Below are 14,934 nucleotides of genomic sequence, written 5' to 3' on the forward strand. Positions count from 1 at the left end.
AGACGAACGCGATACGCCCGCCCTTGAGAGCCGTGGCATCAACGAACTCGCCATTGCCCGGATCCCAACCCGCACTTGTAAGATCAACCGTGACAGGGCCGCCAGCCTTGTAGATGGTGACCTTGACGGCCGGACCTTTCGTTTAGGCGACAGCAAAGTCTCCGTTCAGGTCTCCGTTAGCGTTTTTCAAGCCGATGACATCGGAATTGAAGCCGTCGCCAACGTGGACCCTATCGCTGACGGTCGGAGGATTAGCCGATATATCAACCAGCTTGTACTTAACCCCCGTCTCAGGGTCTGCAGTGGTAGCAACGGTTGTTCTGTAGCTGACAACATACTTACTGCCACCGATATGCGTGATGTTCGGGCGCTCCGCACCATTTTGAACGCTGACATTGGCTGTGCTGATCACGTTGCCGCTCGCGTCCTGCACGGCGAGCTTCACCGTCGTGTCGTTGGAATGATTGTAGACAGTGACGTAGCCGCCCGTGCTCGTTGCAGCGATCGATGGCGTGCTGCCGGTCGAGGAGGTCCCGACATCAGCAACCATGATCGCCTGCGGAGTTATCCGGGAGCCATCCATATTGAACACGTGCGACTTCACAGTGTTCGGGCTGCCCCTTTCAGTCCAACTTACGGCAAACTGACCGTTTGAACCGATGGTCTGCACGTCGAAATTATCAGCAAAACGCGTCGTGCCTGTCGGAACTGGGACCGGCGCTCCCACCTTGAGGCCAGCGCCATCGTACATCTGGAATTGGAGACCTGCGCCGGTGACGTAATAAACGGCCACATAGCCACCGTTGGGCAAAGTCGTGACGACGTCGTCTTGAGCGCTTGTGCGAGTAAGGTCCTCAGCGCCCCAAATCTTTAATGTCATTGGTCAATTCCTCGACAGTGATGGTGGCGTCTATGAGTCGCATGCAAGCTAATAACGCTACTATCCAAATATAGAGTATTTTACATAGATGTGCGTTCCCACACCTGCATCAGGATGAAATTTACTCTCAGTTGCCGCAGAAGGGCTGGTGTAATACAAAGTTAATAAATCAGTATCTCAAGTCACCAGAACAGCACTATTTCATTACCTTGCCGGTCTAACCGAGGGCCTTTATATAAATACGCTTGGAAAGACACCACGTGTGTCGGTTTTGCTAAAATACTCGTGATCTGCCCCGAAGAAATTCCCGTGCCAAGCATCCCAATTCCGGCTCTCGAGAGTCCCCGCTGATCCGTGCGATGCTTTTCATGATCTTGCCCAAGTTGGAGAAGACGCTTCCTGCTTAGCAAGGAGACAAAAGGCCATGAACTCACCAGAATCCGCTTGGACCTTCGAAGCCGTTCAGTCGCTGGTGGCTCTCGCCCGGGAAGGCGTGCCCGTTTCCATCATCAGCCTCAAACTGAAACGCTCGAGTGCGGACGTTCGGGCCAAGCTGAACGACCTTGGAGTCACGCCCCCAGCCGAGGCCTAGCAAACCCTTGATGAGACCAGCGACGGGCGGACGCCCGAATATTGGGCAGCCATGCTGTCCTTTTCATCTTGTACAGCGTTTAGGCCTGAACTATCTTTTGCAGTGCAGCACAGCGATTGGCGTCGTGGTGCTGCTGCCCTTCTTGGGCGTTTCCTCCCTAAACTTCGGCCGCTGGCAACAGCGGCCTTTTTCTTGGCTTATCCATAACCATCAACCGCTACAGCGTGTTGCAGCCTTGTCTTTTCGGACCACTTGGCAGCTATTTCATTCAACCTGATCCTGACGTCAGCCTCAAAGGATGCCATGTCGACATCGATGCAATCCGCGGGATCGGGAACAGAAATGAACATGATGGTCATTCGAGCTGCGCGATATGAAATTGAAAACCGCCTGGATTGCCATCGCTACAACGATGCTCCTCACGTCCCTAGGTGGGAACGCGGCCCGCGCCGACGCTGGTGACTGCAATGGCGTCCGTGACATAGGACCCGGAACCGCCATCTCCCTTGGGGCCGTTAAAAGCAATGAGCGTCGCGTTCATTTCCTCAAGAGCGCCAGCGCTCAACAAAGTTGTCCCAGCAACAGCCCGAAATGCCGCGAGAAGGATTTCGTCAGTCCTGGAGACCAGATCATCGTCAGTGTTGTCGAGAGGGAGTTTCTTTGCGCAGATCATATCAACCCCAGGGGCCTTCGTCGCACCGGCTGGCTCCCACGCAACGCGGTTGTCCTTCTGCCCGATAGAACGCCCCCACGCAGCGATGGCTGGATCGGTCGGTGGACGTCAGGCCCCGAGCAGACCATTTCCATTGCCCGAACGCCACGTGCAGGCGAAATCCGCATCAGGGGAGAGGCAAGCTTTGGGGCGCGCGAGCCAAGCCGCCAAGACAGAGAGGGGCTTGTCAGCACTGGAGAGCTTGAGGGCCGCGTGAGGCCGACCAGCGGCTTTGCGGCCTTCACGATGGGAACGAACACCACCCTCCCCTACGACCAAGGCGAGGAAGTTGATTGTCGCGTCAGGATGCGAAGGCTCGGGTCGTTTCTTCTCGTAGAGGACAACAGGAGATGCGGCGGCATCAACGTTTCATTCTCCGGCATCTATCGAAGATCGGGCCGCAGGCCCTGAGCAGCGCACGACCAAAGAACTTCCAGCCGCTCCGGCGCGTGGCCTCTTATGGTCAGTCGTGGCTAGAAAAAACCCTGCCCGGGGGCAGGGTTGAGTAAGGGGGTCTCGTCTCCGGAGGTCAATCCGAAAACTGGCTGAGTACGGCACAGCGATTTCTATCTGTCAAATACATGACTGTATTCACACAGTTTTTACTTGAATTCCTATCGTATACTTTGTAGGTACTACTTTTGGTTACTAATCATTTACTGACTTAAAACAGAAGGTGTTGCGGTTTTACAATAGCGCGGCTCACCAATCTGCTCATACACTGCGACCACGGTTTCAAGCCGTAGGCACGAACAATGACTGAGGCACGAACTTTCTGTCACTCGCGCCGAGCTGAATGCCAATATTCAGCAAAGAGGGTTTTGAATTCTGGAGGACCATCAATGAAGCTTATAAAAAGCCTTCTGCTCGGATCGGTCGCGGGTCTCGCCGCCGTTGCCGGGGCTCAGGCCGCCGATCTTCCCGTCGCGAAGGCCGCGCCTGTCGATTATGTTCGCGTCTGCTCCACCTACGGTTCGGGCTTCTTCTACATCCCCGGCACCGAAACCTGCCTCCGCGTCGGCGGCCGCGTTCGCGCCGACTACCTGTACGGCGAACCAGTCGACCGCGCTCAGGATGCCATCGGCTTCCGCGCCCGTGGCCGTCTGAACATCGACACTCGCACGGCGACCGCTTACGGCCTGCTGCGCGCCTACATCCGCTACGAGATCACCCGCTCGTCCGGCACGTCGTTCAATTTCCCAACCACCGGCGCAATCGTCACGAGCCCGAACATCACTCAGGCGTTTGTGCAGTTCGGCGGCCTCACCGCTGGTCGCGTCACCTCGTTCTTCTCGAACGGCGACCTGCCCACCGGTCACTTCGGCACGCTGCGCTTCGACGACGCTCCGGACGTGACCGTTCTTGCCTACACCTTCTCGTTCGGCAACGGCTTCTCGGCCACTCTGTCGCTCGAAGACGGCCTCGAGCGTCGCGCGGGTCTCGTCAACACCGCGACGGGTCTCCCTGCGCCTTACGCTGGTCAGCGCGTTCCGGACGTGGTCGGCAACATCAAGTACGCCGGCACCTGGGGTACGGCTCAGCTCTCCGGCGCGGTCCACCAGATCCGCAGCAACACGCTGGTTCCGTTCGTTGGCGGCGGCGCTGATTTCCCGGATACCGAGTACGGCTGGGCCATTGCGGCTTCGGCCAGCGTCAATCTTCCGGCACTCGCTCCGGGCGACGCAGCCTGGATCATGGCGACCTATGCTGACGGCGCTCCGCGCTATTTGGACGGCGGCAACGCCGGCACGATCATCGGCCCGTTCTCTGCCTTCGAGAATGGCTCGGTTCTGCTGGCCGATGCCACCATCGATCCGGTGACTGGCGAATTCGAGAAGACCCGCGCCTGGTCCGTCGCCGGTGGCCTGCGCCACTACTGGACCCCGCAGCTGCGCTCGAACTTCTTCGGTTCGTACCTCGACTCGGATAGCCGCCAGCCCTTCAACACCGCTGGTGACTTCCGCGAGTACCGCCTAGGTGGCAACCTGATCTGGCAGCCGGTTGCCGGCCTGGATCTTGGCGTCGAGGTGATCTACGCCAACGTCGACTCCCGTGCGATTGACCCAATCACCGACCTTAGATTCCGGGACTCCAATGGTTGGGAAGGCCGTCTGCGCGTCCAGCGCGACTTCTAATCGGCTCGATCCGATTGGTTAGAGGAAACCCCGGTGATCCCACCGGGGTTTTTCTATTACGGTCACTCCGATTTCGCGACGCTTAATGGATCCCACTGCCGTCGCTCGGCGTGCTGGATCGCAACCAATGGCTCGACCGTAGTCGAGGTATCGCCATGGCGCGGCGATCGCAGACCGACAGAGGTTCTTTATTAAGAACAAAGTATCTACAAGTCAGCATCGAGGCCGCTTCGAAACCGGATATAATCGAGCTCTCGTTTATGTACGGCTTGCGCATTTTGCCGTAAAATGTTCGTTTAAAAGGATGCACGCTTGACCAAAGGCCCTCGTGCCGCAATCCTGGCTCCTGCGAAGTGCGCGTAATCCCTGGAGACCTGAGCATGCTGGACGAGGTCGCGAAATTACGGCGTGAGCTTGAAGATGCGTTCCAGAATCGTGCTCACCTTTATCGACTGCTCTTGGATGAGTTGGAAACGGAGGTTGGAGCCGAGCGCGCTCGTACGGTGATGATGCAGGCTCTTGAACGGCGGGGCCAAGAGGTGGCGCAGGCCCTGTTTCGCGATGTCTCGAAGGACCCGAGATCCGTTGGGGCGCGCTTTCTTTCGGTGAGTCCGGATAATGGCATGATGTTTCCGCACGAAGCGCAGGCGACAGACGAAGCCATGACGATCCGTGTCCATCGATGCCCGTTGAAGGATGCCTGGCATACCTCGGGTCTTCCTCCGGAACGCATCGCCACCCTTTGTCAGCTCGCGGGGGCGTTCGACAAAGGATTATTCGAGGCCGCTGGCCTTGCCTTCTCGAATGAAACCTGGAGCGAAAAGCGAGGTGGCGGATGCTGCTGGATTACGCTGCAACGGCCCGAAAACTCCGATGTCTCTTGAGGAAGTCCCACATTCGATGCCGCAGATACAACCCACCCTCGACCACACAGTCATCAATGTTCTCGGTGAACTCGACAGCATCTCCGCTCAATACAAACGATTGGGGTTCAGTCTCACCGACCGTGGGCACCATACGCTCGGCTCTAGCAATCACCTGGCCATCTTTGGAGAGAATTATCTCGAGCTTCTCGGGTACGAACCAGGCCGCGGGACGGAACGGGCCGACCTCTGGAAGCACCCAGCCGGTTTGACCGGACTCGTCTTCAAGACCGACGACGCGCTCGCCGTCCATGCAGAACTGGCTGACCGGGGCATCCCGGTGGAGAACCCTGCCGAATTCTCCCGGCCGGTCGCATTGCCCGGCGGGCCGCAGGATGCGGCATTTCGTGTCACGAGGCTAGGATCGGCGCTTGTTCCCAATGGGCGGGTGTTCTTCTGCCAGCACTTCACGCCTGAGCTCGTCTGGCGGGACGAGTGGCGGCAGCATCCGAATGGCGTGGTCGATATCGTTGAATTTTATATTGCGGCGATCGAGCCGGCGAAAACGGCGGCGCTCTACCAGTCAATCTTCGGTTCGGAATCGGTCACGGATGTCCCAGGAGGTCACGTCCTTCGGGCTGGACGAGCATCCGTGTTCTTTCTCACTCCCGCGGAGATCAACCGCCATCTGACCGGAATAGCATCGATGGGCCAGGACGGTTCCGATCGCATGGTCGGATTGACGCTGAAAACACGATCGCTCGAACTTGTGAAGCAATGCGTGGGATCCGGCAGGATCACTGGTGTTCAAGAGTTGCCTGACCGCGTCCTCATTCCGAACGAGCAGGCTGGCGGCGTAGCTCTGGCCTTTGTCGAATAGAGCCGTCAGCGCACGAAGAAAGGCGTTCCTTCGAGCTCCGGCTCGTCGAAGGCTTCAAGATCGCTGCGGATCGACTTGATGTCCTCTCTGAACAGGCTTCCAACAAGAGCCGTCGCCAACCGCTCGGCCGCGACATTGACGCCTGGGATGTCGCTGGCGACTGCCCCATGGCTCAGGGCTGCTCCATGATTGAGAAGGTGAATGCGCGAAAGATCGGGGCATTGCCCCGGCTCCCGCTCCAACAACTCGAAACCAGGGCCAAGATAAGGAAATTCGCCGAGGTCTGACCGACGCAGGTTCTCAGGTGGGGCGTAGCGGTCGCGCCAGCGCGCCACGAGAGGGGACAGATCGGCTAGTTCCGTGATGGCCCCGGCATTAGCTCTGAAGCCCGTGCCAATGATCAGGAAATCGTGCGGCCGTGGCGTATCCTCGCCGCGTACAAGAACCAGAGGCTTTCCACCCTGACGTGTTGCAGCTTCGACGGGTTTGCCCAAATGGATGTTGAAGCGTTTCAAACGCAAGGCGCGGCGCACGGTCTCGTGAGGCGGCGGCGCCTGCGCGTCGTTGAGATACACGAACAATGACCATCGCTCGGCATCATCCAGCCCGGCCCAGCCGTAGAAATAGCCTGGTGACGCAGAGCCCCGGCCCTTGTTGATCTGCGGGAGCGCCGGCCGCCTGACATACATGTCCACTCGCGAAGCGCCCTGCTCCAGAGCCGTGGCGGCATTATCCCAGGCCGACGCTCCGCCGCCGATAATGCCGATGCTCTTCCCGCGCAGACGCGCAAAATCGATGGCTTCATTGGTATGGGCCGCGAGATCAGGCCAGAGAGCCGGATCGACGAAGCTCGGGATATGGTACCCGCCCGCACCCCCTCGCCCTGTCGAGAGGACGATTCGCCGCGCAAAGTACGTCTCGTTCCCTCGCTGAGATTGGACTTCTACCTCCAGCACACCTGCCGATGGCGTGATCTTCTTAACAATCGTCTCGTGCTGGACCGGAAGCCTTAGAACCCGTTGAAGCCATGCAAGATAATCAACCCAGGTGGCGTTGGGGATTTTATAGAGCGCCTCCCAGGCCTCGGCGCCGACCACCGCCTCATACCAGGCGCGGAAGGTCAGAGACGGGATTCCGAGCGCGGGTCCCGGCAAGGTCTTGGGGGAGCGCAGCGTATCCATCCTGGCAAAGGAGAGCCAAGGCCCTTCCTGACCGGCCGGATTTCGCTCGAGCATCCTGATATTGCGCACACCTTTGAAGATCAGCGAAGCGGCGGCGGCAATCCCGTTCATGCCGGCCCCCACCACCAGAACATCGGCCACCGATGCGCCGTTTGGTCCCGTCACCTGGGCCGGCCAATTGGCGGCCGGAAGACCGAGCATCTCAAGATCGCGGGCGACCTGTCGCTCGTGCTCGATCAGCCGCATGGGCACGGCGCGCCGATCATTCGCAAGTGGCCTCAAGTCCTCCAACACCGTTGGTCTCAAGCCTCCGAAGGCGTTTCATAACGATAGCGAAAGTCGCAATGGCTTGCGCCTTCCATGATCGTCTGCGTCCGGGTCATCTTCAGGTTGGGATCGTAGCCTTCGCAGAAGGAACCGTCCCGATTGCACGAGAGGAGCCCCCCGATCTCACCGAGACCCATTGCCTTGTACATTTCGGCATAGCGACAGCGGGTAACGTTGAAATCGAGATGGTTCTCGTCGCGGTGGATCTCCTGGATCTCGAGGGCATTCTCGGCCGTCCAATTGGACTGGATGTCGATAAAGCTTTGGAGGCTCGTTCCGCCCGGGGCCTGCGCGGCGAACTGAGCCGCCTGCGTCATGGACGAACGACGCACGGACTCGGTGATGATCTGCCTGGCCTCATCCTTGCCGTGCCGCTCCACGAGCGTTTCATAAACCTCTTTGAGAAGCTCCGCCTCGATGCGGCGCCGCTCGATAATCGGAAGGGGCTGGGCCATTCTGCAATTCCTCAGAGCTCAGGAAATTTCAATCAACGAAAGTGGCATGCTCAGGATGCTGCCAGCAGAGCATCTGCCTGAACAGGCGGCATCCAATCACGACCGGGAACAGAAGCGAGGAGCGCCTGCGTGTAAGGGTGGCGCGGCGCTGCGAAGACTTCCGCGGTTGTTCCCTCCTCGACGACGCCGCCGCTTTTCATGACGGCGATGCGGTCGCAGATCTGGGCTGCTACGCGCAGGTCGTGGGTGATGAACACCATCGACAGTCCAAGTCGGCTGCGCAAATCCGCCAACAGCCGCAGAACCTGGGCCTGGACGGAGACGTCCAGGGCGGAAACCGGCTCGTCCGCCACAAGAACCTCCGGCTCGAGTGCGAGCGCCCGGGCAAGTCCTATGCGCTGGCGCTGCCCGCCCGAGAATTCATGCGGATAGCGTTCTGTGGCGCTCGGGTCGAGCCCGACGAGCGCGAACAGCTCCTTGGCCTTTGCATAGGCCTTGGAGGGGGCCTCGCCATGGATGATCGGACCCTGCGCGACGAGTTCGCCGGCGCGCCGCCGCGGGTTGAGAGACGCGAAAGGATCCTGAAACACCATCTGGATTCGGCGGGTTTCGGAGCGCATCTCTTTCCGTGACAGAGAGGCGAGGTCCGTGTCGCCGAGACGGATCGACCCCGTATCGGGATCAAGCAGCCGCACGATGCAGCGGGCAAGCGTAGACTTTCCCGAGCCGCTTTCTCCGACGATCCCGAGGGTTCCTCCTCGGGGAAGGACGAGATTTGCGTCCTGAACTGCATGCGTGACACGGCGGTTGCGCGCGAGCAGCCCACCTTTTCGGTATGTCTTGGAAACGTGCTCGATGCGCAGGATGGGCTCTGACGCCACGACTTGCGGTGCAGGCGGCACGAGAGGCGGGACGGCCGCGATCAGCGCCTTCGTATAAGGATGCTGCGGGCGATTAAGGATTTCGTCGGCCCTGCCCTCTTCGACCACCCGGCCGCTTTGCATCACGGCAACCCGGTCGGCGATCTCGGCCACCACCCCGAAATCGTGGGTGATGAACAGCACCGCGGTTCCCTTCCGCTGCTGGAGCTCGCGAATGAGCTTGAGGATTTGCGCCTGGGTGGTGACGTCGAGGGCCGTCGTCGGCTCATCGGCGATGAGAACCCGCGGCTCGAGGGCAAGCGCCATGGCGATCATGGCCCGCTGACGCTGGCCGCCGGAAAGTTCGTGCGGGTAGGCGCGCCGGGCGCTCTCGGGGTCGGGGATATGAACGTCTCGAAGAAGGTCCAGCACACGTTTCATGATCTCGGAGGAGCCAAGATCTGTATGGGTGCGAAACATCTCGGCAATCTGGTCGCCGATAGTCCGCAGGGGATTGAGCGCCGTCATGGGCTCCTGAAAGATCATGCCGATGCGTGCGCCGCGAATCATGCGCATGTCAGCATCGCTGAACCTGAGAAGATCCTCGCCCTCCAGTAGGATCTCTCCGGATTGTGCGCTGACCCCTTCAGGCAAAAGGCCCAGAATGGCGCCTGCGGTCATCGACTTGCCCGAGCCGCTTTCACCGACGACGCAGAGAATCTCGTCAGCCTTGAGATCGAGGGAAACGTCTTCAAGCGCATGCGGCCGATCCGCCCCTGCAGGAAGCGCGACCGTCAGGTTCCTGATGGACAGAACAGCCCTCATCGGCGCTTCAGCCTCGGGTTCAGTGCATCGTTGAGCCCCTGCCCGACAAGAGACACGGAGAGCACTGTCAGCAGGATGGCCACGCCCGGAATGGCCGACACATACCATTGCGTGCGAAGAACCGACCGGCCGGTTCCGATCAGGTTGCCCCACGAGGGAACGTTCGGATCGGAGAGGTTGAGGAACGCCAGGGCGCTCTCCAGGAGGATCGCCACCGCCATGATCACGCTCGCATAGACGATGACCGGCGGCAGGGCATTGGGCAGGATTTCGCGAAAGATGATCTGGGCGTCACGCATGCCGAGGGTACGGCAGGCTTGGACGAATTCCCGGCTTCGGAGCGTGAGAAACTCTGCTCGTGTCAAGCGAGCGGCTGCAGGCCACGAGACGAGGCCGATGGCGATGGTGACAGTCTTGATGTCTGACCCGAAGACCGCCACGAGAACCAGGAGAAGGAGAAAATTCGGCAGGGTTTGGAAGGCCTCGGTGACCCGCATGAGAACATCGTCGATGATGCCTCCGTAATAGCCCGCGACGGCTCCGATGACGATGCCGATCGTGATCGCCAGCAAAGTGGCGACAATTCCGATGAGCAGAGACACCCGCGCGCCGTGAAAAATTTGCGCCGCGATGTCACGTCCCGTCGTATCCGTGCCGAACCAGAAACGCGCATTGGCCAGGGGCCATTGCAATGGGCGCCCTGCCAGTCCGAGAGGATCCTTGGGAAACAGCACGGGAGCGCTCAGCGCCATTCCGATGACGAGGGCCAAGAGGATCAGCCCGACAACGGCGGTCGGGCTCCTGGCGAGACGTTTCACGGTTTCCATAACCGTCCTCAGCCCACAATGCGCGGATCGAGACGCGCGTAAAGAAGATCGACAAGAAAATTGACCACGATCACCAGCAGGGCCGACACGAAGACAATCCCCAGAAGCGTGTTGAGGTCCCGCTGCACCACGGATTCATAGGCCAGCCGCCCAAGGCCTGGCAGCGCGAAAACGCTCTCCACCACGACCGACCCGCCAAGCATGGTGCCGGCCTGAAGCCCGATCAGCGTCACCATGGGAAGGAGCGCGTTGCGCAGCACGTGGGCCGAAATGACCCGGCCTGGGCTTAGGCCCTTGGCGCGGGCGGTGCGGACGAATTCGAGGTTCATCACTTCCAGCATCGAGGCGCGCATGATCCGAAGGTACGTCGCTAGAAAAATCAGGGCCAGAGTCAGCGTAGGCAGAAGAAGATGCCATGCGATGTCGAGGAACCGCCGGAAGCCCGTGTACCCTGCGCCGATCTCCTCGATGCCGCCGGCCGGCAGCCAGCCGAGATTGACCGCGAAGATAACGATGCCCATCAGGCCGAACCAGAATGAAGGCGTCGCATAAAAGATCAGCCCAAGGGTCGAGATCAGCGTGTCCGGCCACCGGTTGACCCGCTGGGCTGCAAGAACGCCAAGCGCCATTCCGGCCGCGAATGCGAAACTCAGCGCAGAGCCCATGAGAAGAAGCGTCGTAGGCAGCCTCTCCAGGATCACGTCGGCAACCGGCTTCCCGTAGATGGCCGAGAAGCCGAGGTCGAGCTGAAGGAGACGCCAGACATATCGCCCAAGCTGCACCGCCACGGACACGTCGAGCCCGTAGTAGCGCCGCAACTCCTCGATCATCCTGGGATCGCCCCCGCCGATTTGCGCGACGAGAGCGTCAACTGTGTCGCCAGGCGCCAACTGCAGCAGCAGAAACAAGCCGATCAGAACAATCAGCAGCGTCGGCAAACTGGCAGCGAGGCGGCGGAGGGCGAGAAGCAGAACACGCATGATTTACGACGATGCAATCCAAGTGTCATGCCAATCGCTCGAATCCCAGCGGGGCGTATTATGGTGATTGCGAACCTGCTTGTTGGTGGCCGCGAAGAACTGACGCTCCGTGATCATCCAGACCGGGATTTCTTCGTTTACCGCCTTCACCCAATCCCCATAGAGCGCTTTGCGCTTGACGGGATCGATCTCGCTGGCTGCCTGGTCGATGAGTTGGTCGACCTTGTCGGACTGCCAGCCCCACTGGTTCGTCCAGGGCGCTCCCTTGGGCGATCCGGAGCGATACCAGACCGTCGTCGAAACCGCCGGATCGCCACGGTACTGGTGCCAGCCTGTCGCGAGGTCGAAATTCCAGTCCCGATAGACCGTCGTGAGGGCGCCGGCGATATCGAGCTGCACGATCTCGACCTTGATGCCGATTTCAGCAAGCGACTGCTGGATGTAGGTCGCGAGCAGCGGCACGTCCTCGCCGTTCATGATCGGAACGAGCTTGAGCGTGAAGCGGGTGCCATCCGGGCCGCGCTTGTAGCCGGCCTCCTCAAGCAGCGCCTCCGACTTCTTCTTATCGAACGGATAGGGCGCCGTGCCCCCTGGATAGAAAGCCGGCGAGGACGAAGGAATGGGCCCTGTTGCGGGCTTGCCCTGTCCGTACAGGAAGTTCTCGATGAAGAACTCAACGTCGATCGCATGCGCGATGGCGCGCCGGACGCGCACGTCCGAGAGTTCCTTGCGGCGGGTGTTGAATTCGAGCGTATTGTTGAAGGCGTTCGCCTCGATTCCGCGGGTCGAAACCTCAAAACGCTCGTCTTCCTTCAAGCGGTCCAGATCAGACAGGGACAAACCGTTATACGAGCTGAGCTGGATCTGTCCGGTCTCCAAAGCGGCCGCCACGGCGGATTTATCAGTGATCACGCGCCACACGACGCGGTCGAGGTAAGGCTGGTCCTTGCGCCAGTAATTCGGATTGCGCTCCGCCACGATGTACTGACCGCGCTCGTACTGGACGAACTTGAACGGCCCGGTGCCGATTGGGGCCGTGTTGGCCGGGTTTTCAAGAACATTGGTGCCCTCGAACACATGGCGCGGCGCCACATAGCCAAGATCGCAAAGCGCACGCAGCAGAAGATTGAGAGGCATGGGGCGCGAATAGCGAAACACAGCCGTGTATTGATCCGGCCTATCGACGGCCTCCAGGTACTGCTGGAGCTGCGTGCCATAGTTGAGGTGCTTCTTCCACATCTCGAGCGCGGTGTACTGCACATCCGCGGCCGTGAAGGGCTTTCCATCGTGCCAAGTCACCCCCTCACGCAGCTTGAACGTGATGGTCTTGCCGTCCGGGGTGGCTTCCCAGCTGGTCGCAAGCACCGGAGACGGACTGCCCTTGGCGTCGAGATCGACCAGCGCTTCCATGATCTTGCTAGTGACCAGATACACGCCCGTCGAAGCCCGGAGCGCCGGGTTGAGGATCCTCTGCTCCGACCCGAGGTGAGCCGTCAACACTCCACCGCGCCTCGGATTTTCCTGAGCGAAAACGGTGCGAGGAAGGAGCGTGCCAAGAAGAGCAGCGCTGGTGGAAAGCAAAGCATCGCGACGGTTGAGGCGCATGGGAGCGTAGTCCCCCTTTGAATGAATAGGTCAGGCTACCTTACGCACCTATGGCCGAGTGTCAACGTGAATTGACCATAATCACATTTTAATAATGTTATTAAGCCTGCTCCGATGGAGTTTCTTCGTGACGAAGCAGGCTTTGGCGTAGCTCCTCCGGATCAATCCGGACTTTCAGGATTGTCCCGCCGAAATCATGAACGATGATTGGCACCCCATTGTGATGCTCGACCCTGCTGCTCATGGGATGCAGCGGTTGGCTTTTCGGATGATGCGGCCCGGCCCCAGGCTCGAAGGTCCGAGGTGGCAGGGTTTGATGAACCCGGGTCATCTCCGACAGAAGATCCGACAGAATAGGCGTGGAATCGACCGTCCCGAGCATCACTTCATATTCGCGCCCCGCTTCGGTTCTGACGCCCAGCGAAAACAGTCTTCCGTCATCCGATACCTCGACCCGCCACGCAGTCGATCCAATTCGCTTCACCAATGCAGCACCTCTCACCTCAGGCCGTTCCTATACCTCAAAGCGCCGCGTCGTGAAGGATAGCCGCGCCCGAAAAGCCCCTGAGGCAGCAGGGCCTTGGTTCGGCCCTCTTCATTGCCAGAGAGGAAGGGTGATGATCCATGCCACTAAGGCAAGAGCTCCGGCTGCCGCGACGGGGCACCAATAACGGTCAAATCTTGAGTCATGATCCATGGCCAAGCTACCTGTCCACAAGGAAGGTTAGAAGGAGAACTCCTATCCAGGGTCAGGGTTCATGCTTAGCCGTCAGGGCATATACTGTCCGCCGTTCACCTCAAGGATCTGTCCTGTCACGTAACCGCTGAGCTGATCGGACGCGAGATAAAGGAAAGCACCGACGCAATCGTCCGGCTCTCCCAGGCGATCCATCGGAATCGTGGCCTGCATGGAGGCCAGTTGTTCCGCGGTGGAGTATCGCTCGTGAAACGGGGTCAGGATCACGCCGGGCGACACGGCGTTGACGCGGATGCGCTCCTTCGCAAGCTCCCTCGCCCAGCCTCGGGTGGCAGTCGACACGAAGCCCTTGGATGCAGCATAGAGAACCGATCCTGGGCCTCCGCCATTGCGGGCGGCGATCGAGCTGACATTGATGATGGACCCACCACCCTGACGGCGCATCTGAACAGCACCCTCGCGAATGAAGCGAATGACCTGCTTCACATTGAGGTCGAGGAGCGCGTCCATATACTCGTCCGAGTAGTCGGCGATTGGCGTGCGCTTGATCAGCGCGCCGGCATTGTTGATGAGGACATCGAGGCGGCCGAACTCCTGAACAACCTGCTCGACCACCCGTGCAGGCGCGCTCGACTCGGTCACGTCGTCCCGCACCAGAAGCGCCTGCCCTCCTGCCTCCTGAACCGCTGCAGCGACACCTTCCGCTTCGGGATGGCTCGAATTGTAGTTGATCGCCACCTTGGCGCCACACTGGCCGAAGGCGCGAGCAGCGGCCGCGCCGATCCCGGTGCTTCCGCCGGTGATGAGAACCACCTTATCCGTCAGGTCAGGAATCGTGGCGAACTTCGTATCGTCAGGGCTGGACGTCACGGTCTTGCTTCCTTTCATTGGACGAAGGCTCGATTCTCACAAGGTATCTCACCGTTCAGACGAAACGAAGAGCGGCGCTGATTATCGTGACAGTGTCACCCTAGTGTCCAAGCCGGTTCGCGGCCTCACGCCATGCTGCACTGCGCCGTTTCGCAAGTGAGAGATCCTGATCGTTCTCAAAGGGACAGGGTCCAGAAAGACGGCAAGTTCGGCAATGCGGCGGTCGAGATCATTGAAGGATTGCA

General features: G+C 59.9%; 14 protein-coding genes. 5 read left to right on the top strand and 9 right to left on the bottom strand.

Going from position 1 to position 14,934, the window contains the following annotated elements:
* Positions 1–142: 142 nt before the first annotated feature.
* Entirely contained in the window at positions 143–880 is a 738-nt protein-coding gene (locus tag DRB19_RS18195) for a hypothetical protein (protein WP_114187445.1), read from the bottom strand.
* A gap of 424 nt (positions 881–1,304) precedes the next feature.
* Between DRB19_RS18195 and DRB19_RS30605 the strand changes: the two genes are divergently transcribed.
* The 5 genes from DRB19_RS30605 (at position 1,305) to DRB19_RS18215 (ending at position 6,062) form a co-directional block, all read left to right on the top strand.
* Complete coding sequence (locus DRB19_RS30605; protein ID WP_170148931.1) at positions 1,305–1,472, top strand: hypothetical protein; 168 nt, start codon at positions 1,305–1,307, stop codon at positions 1,470–1,472.
* Positions 1,473–1,845: 373 nt separating this feature from the next.
* On the top strand, positions 1,846–2,595 hold the full coding sequence (locus tag DRB19_RS18200; RefSeq protein ID WP_114187446.1) for a hypothetical protein: 750 nt from the start codon (positions 1,846–1,848) through the stop codon (positions 2,593–2,595).
* A 431-nt stretch (positions 2,596–3,026) separates the two neighbouring features.
* Positions 3,027–4,319, top strand: coding sequence for a porin (locus DRB19_RS18205; protein ID WP_114187447.1), 1,293 nt, complete (start codon positions 3,027–3,029; stop codon positions 4,317–4,319).
* A gap of 380 nt (positions 4,320–4,699) precedes the next feature.
* On the top strand, positions 4,700–5,203 hold the full coding sequence (locus tag DRB19_RS18210; protein WP_114187448.1) for an L-2-amino-thiazoline-4-carboxylic acid hydrolase: 504 nt from the start codon (positions 4,700–4,702) through the stop codon (positions 5,201–5,203).
* 16 nt (positions 5,204–5,219) lie between these two features.
* A complete protein-coding gene (locus DRB19_RS18215; protein ID WP_114187449.1) occupies positions 5,220–6,062 on the top strand; it encodes a VOC family protein in 843 nt (280 codons plus the stop codon).
* A gap of 5 nt (positions 6,063–6,067) precedes the next feature.
* Here the strand turns inward: DRB19_RS18215 and DRB19_RS18220 are convergent, their stop codons facing one another.
* From DRB19_RS18220 to DRB19_RS18255, 8 genes are all read right to left on the bottom strand, one after another.
* The gene (locus DRB19_RS18220; protein ID WP_162815746.1) at positions 6,068–7,525 is read right to left on the bottom strand and encodes an NAD(P)-binding domain-containing protein; all 1,458 of its coding nucleotides are present in this window, start codon (positions 7,523–7,525) and stop codon (positions 6,068–6,070) included.
* A 20-nt stretch (positions 7,526–7,545) separates the two neighbouring features.
* Positions 7,546–8,025 carry an L-2-amino-thiazoline-4-carboxylic acid hydrolase gene (locus DRB19_RS18225; RefSeq protein ID WP_114187451.1) on the bottom strand — a complete coding sequence of 160 codons (480 nt, stop codon included), beginning with the start codon at positions 8,023–8,025 and terminating at the stop codon, positions 7,546–7,548.
* Positions 8,026–8,075: 50 nt separating this feature from the next.
* Positions 8,076–9,710, bottom strand: a complete 1,635-nt coding sequence (locus DRB19_RS18230) for an ABC transporter ATP-binding protein (protein WP_114187452.1) — start codon at positions 9,708–9,710, stop codon at positions 8,076–8,078.
* Entirely contained in the window at positions 9,707–10,537 is an 831-nt protein-coding gene (locus tag DRB19_RS18235; RefSeq protein WP_114187453.1) for an ABC transporter permease, read from the bottom strand. The genes DRB19_RS18230 and DRB19_RS18235 overlap by 4 nt, the downstream gene beginning before the upstream one ends.
* An 8-nt stretch (positions 10,538–10,545) precedes the next feature.
* Entirely contained in the window at positions 10,546–11,517 is a 972-nt protein-coding gene (locus DRB19_RS18240) for an ABC transporter permease (RefSeq protein ID WP_114187454.1), read from the bottom strand.
* A 3-nt stretch (positions 11,518–11,520) separates the two neighbouring features.
* Positions 11,521–13,122 (bottom strand): ABC transporter substrate-binding protein, encoded by a 1,602-nt coding sequence (locus DRB19_RS18245; RefSeq protein ID WP_114187455.1) that lies wholly within the window; start codon positions 13,120–13,122, stop codon positions 11,521–11,523.
* A gap of 100 nt (positions 13,123–13,222) precedes the next feature.
* Entirely contained in the window at positions 13,223–13,606 is a 384-nt protein-coding gene (locus tag DRB19_RS18250; protein WP_162815747.1) for a hypothetical protein, read from the bottom strand.
* A gap of 285 nt (positions 13,607–13,891) precedes the next feature.
* A complete protein-coding gene (locus DRB19_RS18255; RefSeq protein ID WP_245439634.1) occupies positions 13,892–14,689 on the bottom strand; it encodes an SDR family NAD(P)-dependent oxidoreductase in 798 nt (265 codons plus the stop codon).
* Positions 14,690–14,934 lie beyond the last annotated feature (245 nt).

The sequence above is a fragment of the Microvirga aerophila genome, assembly GCF_003332305.1.
Classification (GTDB): domain Bacteria; phylum Pseudomonadota; class Alphaproteobacteria; order Rhizobiales; family Beijerinckiaceae; genus Microvirga; species Microvirga aerophila.

Coding starts and splice junctions, on each gene's coding strand:
- DRB19_RS18195 (WP_114187445.1), bottom strand. CDS start 880: ATGACATTAAAGATTTGGGGCGCTGAGGACCTTACTCGCACAAGCGCT.
- DRB19_RS30605 (WP_170148931.1), top strand. CDS start 1,305: ATGAACTCACCAGAATCCGCTTGGACCTTCGAAGCCGTTCAGTCGCTG.
- DRB19_RS18200 (WP_114187446.1), top strand. CDS start 1,846: ATGAAATTGAAAACCGCCTGGATTGCCATCGCTACAACGATGCTCCTC.
- DRB19_RS18205 (WP_114187447.1), top strand. CDS start 3,027: ATGAAGCTTATAAAAAGCCTTCTGCTCGGATCGGTCGCGGGTCTCGCC.
- DRB19_RS18210 (WP_114187448.1), top strand. CDS start 4,700: ATGCTGGACGAGGTCGCGAAATTACGGCGTGAGCTTGAAGATGCGTTC.
- DRB19_RS18215 (WP_114187449.1), top strand. CDS start 5,220: ATGCCGCAGATACAACCCACCCTCGACCACACAGTCATCAATGTTCTC.
- DRB19_RS18225 (WP_114187451.1), bottom strand. CDS start 8,025: ATGGCCCAGCCCCTTCCGATTATCGAGCGGCGCCGCATCGAGGCGGAG.
- DRB19_RS18230 (WP_114187452.1), bottom strand. CDS start 9,710: ATGAGGGCTGTTCTGTCCATCAGGAACCTGACGGTCGCGCTTCCTGCA.
- DRB19_RS18235 (WP_114187453.1), bottom strand. CDS start 10,537: ATGGAAACCGTGAAACGTCTCGCCAGGAGCCCGACCGCCGTTGTCGGG.
- DRB19_RS18240 (WP_114187454.1), bottom strand. CDS start 11,517: ATGCGTGTTCTGCTTCTCGCCCTCCGCCGCCTCGCTGCCAGTTTGCCG.
- DRB19_RS18245 (WP_114187455.1), bottom strand. CDS start 13,122: ATGCGCCTCAACCGTCGCGATGCTTTGCTTTCCACCAGCGCTGCTCTT.